At 38.8% G+C, this 13,953-nt stretch carries 10 protein-coding genes; 4 read left to right on the top strand and 6 right to left on the bottom strand.

What is annotated here, in order from left to right:
• Window position 1: 1 nt before the first annotated feature.
• Window positions 2–640: a LysE family translocator gene (locus NPX99_RS00615; protein ID WP_269029828.1), complete on the bottom strand. Its 639-nt coding sequence runs from the start codon at window positions 638–640 to the stop codon at window positions 2–4.
• A 178-nt stretch (window positions 641–818) separates the two neighbouring features.
• Here NPX99_RS00615 and NPX99_RS00610 point away from each other — a divergent pair, with 178 nt between their 5' ends.
• On the top strand, window positions 819–2,045 hold the full coding sequence (locus NPX99_RS00610) for an argininosuccinate synthase (RefSeq protein ID WP_269029827.1): 1,227 nt from the start codon (window positions 819–821) through the stop codon (window positions 2,043–2,045).
• A gap of 74 nt (window positions 2,046–2,119) precedes the next feature.
• Here NPX99_RS00610 and NPX99_RS00605 read toward each other — a convergent pair whose 3' ends face one another.
• On the bottom strand, window positions 2,120–2,269 hold the full coding sequence (locus tag NPX99_RS00605) for a hypothetical protein (protein ID WP_269029826.1): 150 nt from the start codon (window positions 2,267–2,269) through the stop codon (window positions 2,120–2,122).
• Between the two features lie 170 nt (window positions 2,270–2,439).
• On the opposite strand from NPX99_RS00605, the gene NPX99_RS00600 reads away from it, so the two are divergent.
• The gene (locus NPX99_RS00600; RefSeq protein WP_269029825.1) at window positions 2,440–4,101 is read left to right on the top strand and encodes a lysine--tRNA ligase; all 1,662 of its coding nucleotides are present in this window, start codon (window positions 2,440–2,442) and stop codon (window positions 4,099–4,101) included.
• A complete protein-coding gene (locus NPX99_RS00595; RefSeq protein ID WP_269029824.1) occupies window positions 4,101–5,678 on the top strand; it encodes a peptide chain release factor 3 in 1,578 nt (525 codons plus the stop codon). The genes NPX99_RS00600 and NPX99_RS00595 overlap by 1 nt, the downstream gene beginning before the upstream one ends.
• 104 nt (window positions 5,679–5,782) lie before the next feature.
• Here the strand turns inward: NPX99_RS00595 and trxA are convergent, their stop codons facing one another.
• From trxA to addB, 3 genes are all read right to left on the bottom strand, one after another.
• On the bottom strand, window positions 5,783–6,106 hold the full coding sequence (gene trxA / locus NPX99_RS00590; RefSeq protein ID WP_269029823.1) for a thioredoxin: 324 nt from the start codon (window positions 6,104–6,106) through the stop codon (window positions 5,783–5,785).
• A gap of 106 nt (window positions 6,107–6,212) precedes the next feature.
• Window positions 6,213–9,686, bottom strand: a complete 3,474-nt coding sequence (addA, locus tag NPX99_RS00585) for a double-strand break repair helicase AddA (RefSeq protein ID WP_269029822.1) — start codon at window positions 9,684–9,686, stop codon at window positions 6,213–6,215.
• Window positions 9,683–12,805, bottom strand: a complete 3,123-nt coding sequence (gene addB, locus NPX99_RS00580; protein WP_269029821.1) for a double-strand break repair protein AddB — start codon at window positions 12,803–12,805, stop codon at window positions 9,683–9,685. Before addB ends, addA begins: the two co-directional genes overlap by 4 nt.
• 195 nt (window positions 12,806–13,000) lie before the next feature.
• On the opposite strand from addB, the gene NPX99_RS08750 reads away from it, so the two are divergent.
• A complete protein-coding gene (locus NPX99_RS08750; protein ID WP_329957917.1) occupies window positions 13,001–13,129 on the top strand; it encodes a hypothetical protein in 129 nt (42 codons plus the stop codon).
• Window positions 13,130–13,457: 328 nt separating this feature from the next.
• Here NPX99_RS08750 and tsaE read toward each other — a convergent pair whose 3' ends face one another.
• Complete coding sequence (tsaE, locus tag NPX99_RS08745) at window positions 13,458–13,940, bottom strand: tRNA (adenosine(37)-N6)-threonylcarbamoyltransferase complex ATPase subunit type 1 TsaE (protein WP_329957916.1); 483 nt, start codon at window positions 13,938–13,940, stop codon at window positions 13,458–13,460.
• Between the last annotated feature and the right edge of the window lie 13 nt (window positions 13,941–13,953).

Here is a 13,953-nt window from a genome sequence, read left to right as displayed (position 1 = left end):
TTTAATCTTGGATGATAAGAAGATGTAAAGCAAAACTGGTAAAAATACTCGCCATACACCAATCTAAAAAGCGAATATAAGAAGGATTTTTTTTAAGGTTTTGAGTAAGTTTATGAGCCATAAAAACCATGGAAATCGTAACTGGTAGAGAAATAGGGATATAAGAGAGCCCTAAAATGAACAATTTCTGTGTAGCCATGGGATCATTTGCATGAATAAATTGTGGTAGGAAAGTTACGTTGAAAAGAATAACTTTAGGATTTAAGAGATTAATTCCAATACCAGCAAAATAATGACGTCTAAGGCTTTGACGCTTTTGAGATGTTTGGTTGAGAGAAAATGTCGTTTTTCTACATAATGTTTGCAAGGAAAGCCATAAAAGATAAAAAGCCCCGCCAATTTTGAGGAGAAAAAAAGCACGGGGCGAAGTAAAAATAAGCGCAGATAAACCGAGCGCTACAGCAGTCACCTGAATGGCAAAACCTGTTGCACTTCCTAAAGCGCACATAATTCCAGCTTTTTTGCTTTGTGCAATAGTACGTCCTACTGATAGCATGATATCAGGCCCTGGAATGAGCGCTAAAATCAACGATGCTAAAGCAAATTGTACAACAACAGACCACTCTGGTAGAAATGACACGTAAAACTCCTCTTATTTGTAAGCGATGCTTACCATTTTTACCTCTGACAAAAACATATTCACTTACATTTTTTTTTGCGTCTTTTTAATGTTGTTTAAAGAGAATTTATTTTATACTGCTTATATCGTTTTTATTTCTGAATACAAGCAAAGAAAGCAAATCATATAGAGCTTTAAAATGAAAAAATGGCAAAACGTAAAAAAAGTTGTTTTGGCTTATTCAGGGGGGTTGGATACGTCGATTATTCTTAAATGGTTACAAAGTGAATTAGGTACGGAAGTTGTAACTTTTACAGCTGATTTAGGGCAGGGGGAAGAGTTAACAATTGCTCGCCGTAAAGCTGAGATGCTTGGTGTTAAAGAAATCTTTATTGAAGATTTACGTGAAGAATTTGTACGTGATTTTGTCTTTCCAATGTTTCGAGCGAATGCAGTTTATGAAGGAACTTATCTTTTGGGGACATCCATAGCTCGTCCGCTTATTGCAAAACGACTTATTGAGATTGCCAAAGAAACAGGTGCAGATGCAATTGCCCATGGGGCGACAGGGAAAGGCAATGATCAAGTACGCTTTGAGCTTTCTGCTTATGCGCTTAACGCTGATATCAAAATTATTGCTCCATGGCGTGATTGGTCTTTTAAAAGTCGGATGGATTTGCTTAACTTTGCGCATGCACATCAAATTCCGGTAGAGAAGGATAAACAAGGAGAAGCACCTTTTTCCGTGGATGCAAATTTATTACATTCTTCATCAGAAGGAAAAGTGTTGGAAGATCCAGCACTTCCTGCTCCTGAATATGTGCATATGCGGACTCTTTCGCCAGAAGCTGCTCCAGATAAGGCGACCAGAATCACGATTGGCTTTAAGAAAGGTGATGCCATTTCAATAAATGGGAAAAATTTATCGCCCGCGAATTTACTGTCTGAATTGAATCGTTATGGACGAGACAACGGTATCGGTCGGTTAGATTTGGTAGAAAATCGTTTTGTTGGCATGAAATCACGAGGCATTTATGAAACACCAGGAGGAACTATTCTCTTAACAGCTCATCGTGCAATAGAATCTTTAACACTAGATCGAGGAGCGGCACATTTAAAAGATGAGTTAATGCCGCGTTATGCAGAACTCATTTATTATGGCTTTTGGTTTTCGCCTGAGCGGAAAATGTTGCAAGCTGCGATTGATTTATCCCAAGAAGATGTTGAAGGTGAAGTTACATTAAAACTTTATAAGGGGAATGTAATTGTTGAAGGACGCCAAAGCAACAAGTCCCTTTACTCTAGTAAATTGGTAACTTTTGAGGATGATAAAGGAGCTTATGATCAAAAAGATGCTGCAGGCTTCATTAAATTAAATGCTCTACGTCTGCGCACATTGGCAATGCGTTCTTTGGCATGTAAATAAACGATTCTATAAAATGACTCCTAAAATATAATAAAAAGGACTTTTTATATAAAATGTTTAATTTTGTCATTTTTCTAACTTATTGGTGTCTGCAAAGAGGTTAATTGTCCTATTTTTAGCTCGATACTAGAGGATTTTTTTTCTTTCTGATACGTGTAATAGGAAAGACCTAGAATAATGGCAATTAAAATACCAATGATCAAAACGAGTAAATTACGGTTCATGATACTTATACTTCATTAATAAAAATAAAAGAGGGTACAATGAAAAGAATAGGGCAGGTACTGGTCATAACAAGAGCATGATTAAGAAGATTTTAGTGCGCTATTATTGACGAATAAATACAATAGCCATACACAAAGCCATTTAAGAATTTAATTTTAGGATCAAGATAATGATGCGTGACCAGTATGATGCCCTTAACCTTACGCCAGAATTAAGAGATGCAGCGGTTCAATCGAAAGCTTGGCCGTTTGAAGAAGCACGTAAAATTATCAAACGGTATGAAAAAACAGGTTACCCAGAGAGTGTGATATTTGAAACAGGCTATGGTCCTTCTGGTTTGCCGCATATTGGCACCTTTGGAGAAGTAGCACGTACAACCATGGTGCGTCATGCTTTTCATATTCTCACAGAGAATAAAGTTAAAACAAAACTGCTTTGTTTTTCTGATGATATGGATGGTTTACGCAAAGTTCCTGATAATGTACCTGATCGCGAGAAGATGGAAAATTATCTTGGTCGACCGCTCAGTTGTATACCAGATCCTTTTGGGGATATTTACCCCTCTTTTGGGGCAGCAAATAATGCGCGTTTACGTGCTTTTCTTGATCGTTTTGGTTTTGATTATGAATTTGCCAGTGCGACAGATTATTATAGTTCTGGTCATTTTGATGAAACACTTTTAAAGATACTTGCCTGTTATGATAAGGTGATGACAATTGTTTTGCCAACATTGGGTGAAGAACGACGCGCGACCTATTCACTCTTTTTACCCATTTCTCCATTCTCTGGAAAAGTATTACAGGTTCCGATGATTGCTCGTAATGTTGAAAAAGGCACGGTTACCTATATTGAGCCTGAAACAGGAGAAACCATTGAGACGGAAGTCACAGGGGGAAAAGTCAAATGCCAATGGAAGGTAGATTGGGCAATGCGTTGGAAAGCGCTCGGTGTTGATTATGAAATGGCGGGAAAAGATCTGATTGATTCTACCAATCTCTCTTCTAAAATTTGCAAAGTGCTTGGTGGAAATCCGCCAGAAGGCTTTAACTATGAGCTCTTTTTAGATGATAAGGGTCAAAAAATTTCTAAATCCAAAGGAAATGGTTTAACCATTGATGAGTGGTTAACTTATGCACCAACGGAGAGTCTTGGGCTCTATATGTTTTCAAAGCCCAAAACAGCTAAACGGCTTTATTTTGATGTCATTCCAAAAGCCGTTGATGAATATTATGCACATCTTTCAGCCTATGGTCGTCAAGGATGGCAAGAGCGGCTTAATAATCCTGTATGGCACATCCATAATGGTTTTCCTCCGCAGGTTGATTTGCCTGTATCCTTTGCTATGCTTTTGAATTTAGTAAGTGCTTCAAATGCGGAAAATAAAGAGGTTCTTTGGGGGTTTATTTCTCGTTATGCTAATGGTGCAAATGCACAAACTTATCCGGAACTTGACCTCTTGGTACAATTTGCTCTGAAGTATTTTGAGCTTTTTGTTAAACCAAATAAAAAATTTCGAACACCAGATAACAGTGAACGAACCACATTAACACAAATAGATGTAAAATTAGCCACTTTACCTGAAAATGCTGATGGAAACACACTTCAAAATGCGCTTCTTGATGTTGCACGTTTAACGGAACGCTATCAAGACCACAGCAAAAAAAGTCCTGAAGGGGGCCCAGGTGTTTCAAATGTCTTTTTTCAAATGTTGTATGAAGTGCTTTTAGGACAAGAACGAGGACCACGATGGGGGTCCTTTATTGCGCTGTATGGGATTAAAGAAATGCGTGCATTGATTGCTGAAGCACTTGCACGACCTGTGGGGGAATAATGGAAAAGAGAGCGCAAGAAGTAAAACGACGTCGTACCTTTGCGATTATCGCTCATCCAGATGCGGGGAAAACAACGCTAACAGAAAAGCTATTATTATTTGGCGGAGCTATTCAGCTTGCTGGTGAGGTGAAAGCAAAAAAAGACCGTATTCAAACCCGCTCTGATTGGATGAATATTGAACGTGATCGTGGTATTTCAGTTGTAACATCGGTGATGACGTTTGAATATGAAGATCATATCTTTAATTTGTTAGATACTCCAGGACATGAGGATTTTGCAGACGATACTTATCGTACTCTCACAGCTGTTGATAGTGCTATCATGGTGCTAGATGGTGCACGCGGAATTGAGCCTAGAACACTGAAATTGTTTGAGGTGTGTCGGATGCGGGATATTCCTATTGTTACTTTTATCAACAAAATGGATCGTGAAGCACGTGATCCTATAGAACTTTTAGATGAAATTGAGGAAAAACTCGCACTTGATACCGCACCAATAACATGGCCAATCGGTACGGGTAAAGATTTTGTTGGAACATTTGATCTTCATCATAATCGTTTTCGTCAAAAAGATGATGAGCGCATACAACAGATGGTTTCTGGACCGGATGAGATTGCAAATTTGCTTCCAGAAAATCAACGTTTATCTTTTATCGAAAGCGTAGAGCTTGCGCGAAATGCTTGCAAAAATTTTGATCTTCAAGCTTTCCGTGAAGGACATATGACTCCGGTTTATTTTGGTTCGGCTTTACGTAATTTTGGTGTTCGTGATTTAATCAATGCGCTTATTGATTTTGGTCAAAGTCCTCGTGATCAGAGTGCAGATCAACGCAATGTCATGGCCATGGAATCTAAAATGACGGGATTTGTTTTTAAGATTCAGGCAAATATGGACCCCAATCACCGTGACCGTATTGCATTCTTTCGGGTCTGTTCGGGGACACTTGAGCGTGGTATGAAGACAAAGTTGGTACGAACAGGAAAATCGATGACACTTTCTGCTCCACAATTTTTCTTTGCACGCTCGCGGCAAATTGCAGATCAAGCTTATGCTGGTGATATTGTAGGAATTCCCAATCATGGAACTTTGCGGATTGGTGATACTTTGACTGAAGGAGAAGATATCCTTTTTAAGGGCGTCCCTAATTTTGCGCCAGAGATTTTACGTCGTGTTTGTTTGGGCGATCCAATGAAAGCAAAAAAACTGAAAGACGCCTTACAGCAAATGGCTGAAGAAGGGGTTGTGCAACTCTTTATTCCCGATGATGGATCACCCTCTCTTATTGGCGTAATTGGTGCTTTGCAAATTGATGTTTTAAAGGAACGACTGAAAATAGAGTATGGTTTGCCAGTGAATTTTGAATCGGCACGCTTTAGCGTGTGCCGTTGGATTTCTTCAGAGGATAAACACGAATTACAAAAATTTCTTATCAATCACCGTTCTGCTATAGCTCATGATTTGGATGGTGATGCAGTCTTTTTGGCAGAAAATCACTTCTCATTGAATTATGAAGCGGAACGGGCACCGAAAATAAAATTTTCAGCTTTTAAAGATTATCAAATTTTCTCTGAATAAACAGCAACTTTTATTATTGAAAAAGCAGTTATTTTAATAAAATCCTCCGAAAAAGGGAGAGGTGAAGCTCCTCTCCTTTATAGCAAGACCTATTATAGGCAGATTTAACCAAGCCCTTCTTTGATCCATTCAGAAACACGTCCCTTAGAAGCAGCTCCAACCATATTTGATGAAACATTTCCGTTTTTAAACATCAATAAGGTAGGAATTGAACGTACTCCATATTGGGTAGCAAGTTCCGGATTTTCATCAATATTCACTTTGGCAATTTTAACTTGATTTTGCATTTCCATTGCAATTTCATCCAAAATTGGAGCGATCATTTTGCAAGGGCCACACCATTCAGCCCAAAAATCAACCACAACAGGGGTGGAAGAGGTCAGAACTTCATTTTCGAAATTGCTTTTATCAACTTTTATACATGTCATAAATTTATCCTTTATATCTACTTCTATACATCGGTACGATAACAATTCATATCAAGTTATTGAAAAAATAAATTATAAGGTCCTTTATGGAAAAAGTTTTTTTATTTTATGAAGCAATTTCATCAAGAAGCGCCTCGAGTTTTTCTGGAAGAAGTTTAAAAATTTTTATTTCTTTACTATAGACAAGAAGAGCTTGAACATTTTTTTCTGGATAAATAGTCTGTAGTAATTTTCGATAAAGAGCCATTTGCAACAAATAGCGCGGAGCGATATCAGCTTCACTTTCTGGTGGCGTTCCAGTTTTAAAATCAGCAAAGATAATGCTCTCTTGTGTGATGTATAGACGATCAATTTGACCGGAAACTGATTGTTCTTTACCACGAATTTTTACAATACCCATAAGGGAGATTTCAGCACGTGAATCAACGGAAAAGAGGGGTTTGAGGTAGGAGTGCTCTAAAATTTGCCAAACATGAAGAAGTGCTTTTTCTCTTTGAGATTCATGCCAATGAGAGGCTTTTGTATTGAGATAGTGTTGGGCATAATCGCGACGTTTTTCGAGAGGATAATTGGGTAGATATTGCAGTAATCGATGCACAATAGTCCCATATTCGATGGAAAAAGCCCTGTTAGTATTTATTCCTCCTAAAACAGGTGAAATGCTAAACTGTTTTGTATTGGAAAAAACCTCATTATCAACTTCAATAGAGAGACTAGCAACAGAGGGGCTTAATGGTTTGGGCAGGGCTGGTTCTATGGGTACTTTATGAAAGAAAAAATCCGGCAAAGGTAGGAGTACCAAGCTATCAGTACAGGATACTTCTTGATTTATAGGGGCAGAAGAAGATGTGATGCAATAACGCCAAGCTGCAATATCTTCTGCAGGACCTTTTATTGGCACGGCGTGTGGTTCAAGGGCTTTTTTTACCAATTGTAGCCATGTATGAGAGGAGGATTTCTCACTTTTATATCCACAAATAAATAATCGATCTTCAGCGCGTGTCATACCTACATAAAGAAGGCGTTTATATTCTTCTTCTGCACGTTCTTTTAAATGTGAAAGTGCTTTTTCAGAGGGGGGGGTACTAAATTTTGCGTTAGGACACCAGATAAAAGCTTGTTGGTTGCTTAATTGTTTGTTGTTTAAGGGAATTTTCAGAAGATGTGGTGCATGTTGAGAATGCCAAATAGCACTTCCTGGATCGACGAGAAAAACAACAGCAGCTTCCAATCCTTTAGCAGCATGAACCGTCATAATACGGACTTCTTCGTGGTTTTGATCAAACTCACGTTTAATTTCTGGGTCGCTTACACTTAATGTTTCCAAAAAAGCTTGCAATCCTGGTAAGCCTGTTTTTTGAATGGTGAGTGTGTAATCTATAAAAGCATCGAGCACGTCATTTGCTTCAGATCCTAAGCGGGCTAGAATTTTTTGCCGTCCCTTATCATTGTTCAAAATATGGCTATAGAATTCAAAAACCGGTATTTTATCCACAAGAGTGCGATAGTGGCTTAAGGTTTCAAAAGCATGTTTAAAAGAAATATGCGATGATGCATGCGTACAAAGGTTTTGCCAAAGAGAGCCTGTACGGTGTGCTGCAATCTGATAAAGTTCTTCTTCACTAAGCGAAAAAAGAGGACTTTTTAAAACACAAGCAAGAGATAAATCATCTTGTGGTTGCAAGACAAAACGTGCAAGTGCCATCAAATCACGCACACTAATATGGTTGGTAAGCTGTAAACGGTCTGCTCCCGCTACGGGAATATTATGTTGTTTAAGTGCACGAGAAAGTGCAGAGACAAATTCATCACGCTTGCGAACCAAAACCATGATATCATTTGCACGCATTAAGCGCCCTTTTGCTGGAAGCATTTCTCCTTTCTGTAACCAGTTTGCGATGGTTTCAGCAATTTTTTCCGCTAGATGTACTTCCGGTGTATCTAACTGATCAACAGTTAAATGCCAATCGTCAGGAAATTCATGAGTTTCTTTGGAAAATGCATCCCATAAAATAACTTCACCAGGGCTGTGAATACGAATAGCTTCGTGCACTGTTTTGGCATTTTCTGCTGAAAGCCCTTTGTAATTCTCTGGTGTTTCAAAAACAAGATCGACACTTTTAAGGACATCAGCAGTAGAGCGAAAAGAATAATTCAGTTGTATTTTTTCAAATTTCTGCTTCGCTTGTTCTGCTTTTTTTTGGATCATTCTCCCATTTGCAGCAAAATTTTCTGGAGCAGCGCCTTGAAAAGAATAAATAGATTGTTTTTCATCTCCAACAGCAAAAAGAGTACGGGTGTTTGTACGTTGACCGTGACCTGTGAAAAATTCTTGCGCTAAAAGTTGAATAATTTTCCATTGATCAGGGTTGGTATCTTGTGCTTCATCAAGCAAAATATGATCAAGACCAAGATCAAGTTTATAGTGTACCCATTGGCTAGCACCTTTTCGTTGTAACAAATGGAGTGTACGCTCAATGAGATCATCAAAATTTAAAAAACCATTGGCTTTTTTTAAATTTGCATAAATTTTGAGATAGATGGCACACAGCTGAAAAGCAGCCATATTGAGTCCGAGGATTTTTACGCATTGATATTTTTTTAAAAGAACAGCAAGTTTGCTTTGTTTATCTTCTATTTCTTTTTGAACAAAGGGCCAAATTTCATCTGTTGTTTTACGAGTTAAACGTGAGAAATTACGGGGGGAATCTGTCGTTCTGAAATAAATATCGGAAATAATGTTGATAATCTTTGTTTCATCAGAAGTCTCTGCTAATTGGGAAAATTTCGCAACCATATCCTTAAGATTCTGGTTGCCGTGGGTTTTGCAATGTGTAAGAGCATAAAGAGGCAGGCGAGCGGTCTGTTGAATTTTTTCCAGTAGTTGCTGGTTTGTGTCATCGGGCGCTAAATCAAAAAGCGCACGTAACTTTTCTTCTCCATTTTCAGAGAGAAGAGAGGATAAAAAACCAGATAGTTTATGTTGCTTTTCAGTTGCTTCGTACAGCAATTGGTTAAAACTGTGTTCACTGATAACCTTAAGCAGTTGTTTCAAAGCGGGTTGTGCATCATTATGCTTCAAAAGTTGGCAGCGGGCTTCTTGTAATAATTTTTTTCGGTTGATATCATCTATGAGTTCGAAATGCCCTGCAATATTGGCTTCTAGCATGAATTGATGTAAAAGAGATTCACAAAAGGCATGAATAGTTTGGATTTTTAAGCCACCCGGTGTTTCGAGGGCACGAGCGAAGAGTTGTCGTGCATAAGTTAATTTTTGCGCATTGATGGGTTTATTTTCAAGTTGCGATAAGGTTTTGTGCAACTGTTCATCATCAAGTTCGTTCCAATTAGAAAGTGTGCGAAAAATTCGCGATTGCATAACAGCGGCAGCGGCTCTCGTATAAGTGAGGCATAAAATACGTGCTGGAGGAGTACCATTTAAAAGCAAACGGATAACACGTTCGCTTAAAACGTGCGTTTTTCCAGAGCCTGCATTTGCAGAAACCCATACGTTTTTTTGGGGGTGTGTTGCTGTTTTTTGTGCATCAAGGGCTGCTTCAGGAATAGAAAAAAGGGTCATGATTGATTTCCTTTATGAAAACCATGAGACCATTCCCATAAGCGTGCCAGATGGTCATAATCACCTTCATAGTCTTTTTTGAAAGGGACTGCGTGTGAAAGATAACCTTGCTGTGGATTTTTATAATACTCCATTAATGTGATAAGATGCTCCCATGCTTTTTCACTGAGACTAATGACATTTTGGTGCTCTTTTTCCCTTTTCTTTGAAAAAATTGATTTAGGAGTGATTTCCCCTTTTCCATTGAGGGGAATGTAAAAGAGATTTGAGGGGGTAAGATTTTGAAAATCTGTAAAGGCTCCTTGCATGAGCAAAGCTGCTTCCAGTGCCAATTGTGGAAATAACAAATGACGAACTTGTTTTGAGGAGGGAGGCGTACTGGTTTTAAAATCAAGAATTTCCACCATTTTTTCTGGCAAAACATCAATACGATCAGCGCGTCCTGAAAGAGTTACACCTGTTGTACCTATCGGTATTTTTTGTGATGCGACTTCAGTATGTCGTTCTCGGGGCTCTAGACTTTGTTCCCACTGAAGAATGAAAGGAGCAAGGTTTTCAAAATTTGTCCACCAGATTGTTTCAACATCGGCAGGTAAATTGAACTTATCAAATTCTTGTCGTCCAAGAGTGAGCAGGGCATCCAATGCATTTGCGGCATTTAGATTCTTTATTTGTGTACCAAAAGCAGCAAGAATAGCATGATAAAGCATTCCGCGCTCAGAAGCACTAGGATGATAGAGAAGCGCTTTAAGCGGTTTTAAGCGCAAGATTTTTTTTGCATAGATGGCATAAGGATCATACCGCAAAGTTGCTATTTCAGTGACTGAAAAATGGCGTGGACGCATATTAAGAGGTGGTACAGGGCAAGGGCGCTCTGCACAAGCGATCATATTTGTACTATCGAGCATTTTTGCCCAATGGAGAAAATTTTCTCCTCGGGCACGGATTTGTTTCCAAACCTGTTTTCCTATCACTGTTTCTAAACGTTGTAACCAGCGTGAAGGAAGTGAAGGAGCATGATTAACCCTTATCGCTCGACTCATCACGACTTTATTCATTCCCATAGCCCATTGAAAATCATGCGCGGAAAGACCAATACGCTGTTCTGGTGGTTCAAGAGTTAACATCATTTTCATTGGCCGCGATAAAAAAGCATCATTGCGGGTTGCTATGGGCCATGATCCTTCATTAAGTCCGCCGATAACCACCGTATCAACCGTTTGCAAGCGTGATTCCAAAGTACCCCAAATGAATAAACGTGGATGCCCTCCGGGGGAAGGTGTTACAGAACGGGGTGCTATAAGAGCTGAAAATATGGCAGGCCATTCGCAAAGGGGAAATGTTAATTCTGATTGATCGCTGACCAATTCACGCAAAAAAGTTGCTAAAGCTTGTCCTGCTTCATGTTGATAAAGATGTTCAAGAGAATTGTTTTCATCGCGCCCAAAATTTTCAAAAACCTCAACTGTTGCTATTGCAGCTTCATTGATCGTGCATTCTTTCTCTTGTTTCATGAGAGATGCTAAGGGTTCAATAGCTTGACGCAAAAGATGACAAAGGAGCTGTGCTTCTTCGCATTTCTGTTGATCAAGGGCATTGATTTCAGAAGTATTTTGGAAATGTGTTTCTATCCACTTTTCGAGAAATTGGTTGCATTCGCAAAAATTGATACGGCTCGTGTTTCCTCGCAGAACAAAAAGTTCAAAATTTTCTGCCATTTCGCGTAAGCGATGACGGTTTTGTTCAAGTGTTGTGAGTGGGTGTTTGAGAAGAGAAAGAAAAGCAATTGGATCATGAGGTTGAAACACATTTTCTAAAAGAAGCCGTAACAGAGTTGCAGGCAATGTTTGTGCAAGTGGTATTCCTCCTGAATCATTTGCTTCAATTCCAAAACGCTGTAATTCAGCGGCAACACGGCGCGCTAAATTACGGTCATTTGTAATGAGAGCGGCGGTTTTCTGAGGTTTTTCAATGGCATTGCGTAAAGCAACAGCGATAGCAAGAGCTTCTTCGCGCTCGTTGATAGCTTCAATGAATGACCAATCTGCACAAAGGTTTTCATAATCATCACGGACAATCTGTACCCACTTATCTGTTGTAGAAGCTGGTCGGAATACTTCTGATAAAAGCGCTGTATGTTTTTTCTTTATGGCACTTTGTTGACCAATTTCACGAACATGAATGCGGTGACATTTCATGAAAGAGAGAAGTTTTTTAAAATGATATTGAGGATGGCTAAAAATATTCGCTGTATGATCAAAAGAATGATAAATTGCCTTTTCTTTATTGGTTGTACCTAACGCCTCCCATTGTTCTTCATCCATATGAAGATCAAGCCCCGGAAGAACAACAGCTCCTTTGGGTAGAGAAGCAATGACTTTTAAAAGATAAGAAACTGCGGGAATAGAACCTGACACACCAGCTGCAAGGATAGGTTTATGAGATTGTGTATGGTGTAAAGTTTCTGCATGCATTTTGAGAGTTTGATTACGCCATTCAACAGGATTGCTTCGTTGTCTTTCTGTCAAAATTTGTGGCCAGTTTTGTGTAACAATGGTAAGAAAATCGAGTGTTATTTGCCACCATTCGGCTACCATATCAGGAACAATTTCATTCAGTTTTGACCAATCTGCTGCTTCTGTTTCAATTTCATCTATCAACTTTGCTAAATCTTGAGCAAGCCAAATTGCATCGGCAGTGTGAGCAGGAATAAGCACTTCTTCTGTACCAAACATGGCACGCAAATGGGCCGGTAAGTTTTCACGCCAAGGGCGAATGAGGCGCGCTAAAAGCAGAAGACGTTCACTTTCTCCAATGGGAGGATTGAGAGTGTTGGTATGGTTTTCTGCAAAAAGGAAATTTTCTTCGTCCAGATCTCCCAAAGGACGAATAGTTGGCAAAAAGCTTGATTTTATATTGCTTCTTTCAACAAAGGCTGTACGTAAAGCGCGGGCAGCACGACGTGTTGGCACATAAATGAGGGTATCGGCAAGAGCCATTTGGATATCCCCATTTGGCGCAAAGTTATCAATAAGTGCACCAGAAAGGAGTGCATCAACAAAATGCGGTAGAAAAGGAGTTCCCGTAGAAATAGAAAAGACACGTGGTTTATAGGTCATGTAATCTCATTTGGGATATGTGGAAAATATTCTATTTTATGAATTATTTGCATGATTTCTACTGTATACAATTTTCATGCAGGGAAAAACTAAAAAGCTCTATTTGTGCAGTGGATTTTTTTAACTATCTTGAAAATCAAGAAAATCAATGCGGGCAATTCCTTCTTTATATATAAGCCAAGGAATATTGGATGAATGATAACCACATATACTGTAATGCTTGGCAATAATAGCAGGAAATTTGAAGTAAAAATTTTGCAAATTGCTTTTTTGAAGGCCAAGGTTTTTGGTGAAAGACAGCCAGCAATTCGCTACAAGCAATAGAGTGCTCTCTCAAAGGCTTACCGATTTTATCAGCAAGTCTTTCACGCCAGAAATCTTCTAAAATCAATAAGACTTTTTTCTCAATCTTTGACAAAGATATAGAAGGCAGAAAATCCATTGTCTAAAACTATTGTCTAAAATAAGCTGGTTAATCCCTACAAATTGACGGATACCTTTTGTAAGATTATGTCATCGTTGCATGGGAAAGGAATCTGTTTGCATAATTTGTACATCAATGAAGTCTTTATGACGATTTTCATCATTGAGAAGCTTTTAAGTATATGTACAAGCATCATGAGCCAAAAAATGGCGATAAACATGACCGCGGTTATAAATTTTTAAAAATGCGCGAATTTGCAAAAGATCGCTGTAGGCGCTCAGTAGAATGTTGTGCTGATGTAAGTGTCACATGACGCCCATGATCCTTATATTGTAAAGTGAGAGCAAAAGTAGCTGGTCCTAAAAGATCTTCACCTTTTTCTGGCCATTCGACGAGTAAAATATTTTGCTTACGCGCTTCTTGAAGTCCTAATTCGTCAATTTCTTCTGCCATGGAAAGGCGATAAAGATCAGCATGGATAATTTCAAATTGTGGAAGTTGATAGCTTTGAGCAAGTGTGAAGGTAGGGCTTGGAACATCTAAAGTATCGTCGTTAGCAAGTGTGTGGATAATTTTACGTGCGATGGTTGATTTTCCTGTTCCAAGATCACCTTGTAGTGTGACAAGATCACCAGGTTTTAAAGCAAGGGCTAGATCGTGCGCGAAAATTTGAGTTGCTTCTTCATTCTCAAGAAAAAAACTAAAATGCATTGAAAATTTCCGT

This window comes from Bartonella sp. 220B (assembly GCF_026930205.1).
In the GTDB taxonomy this organism is placed as follows: Bacteria; Pseudomonadota; Alphaproteobacteria; order Rhizobiales; family Rhizobiaceae; genus Bartonella.
The sequence above is the reverse complement of the archived record's forward strand: the minus strand, read 5'-3'. Positions and strand labels throughout refer to the sequence as shown.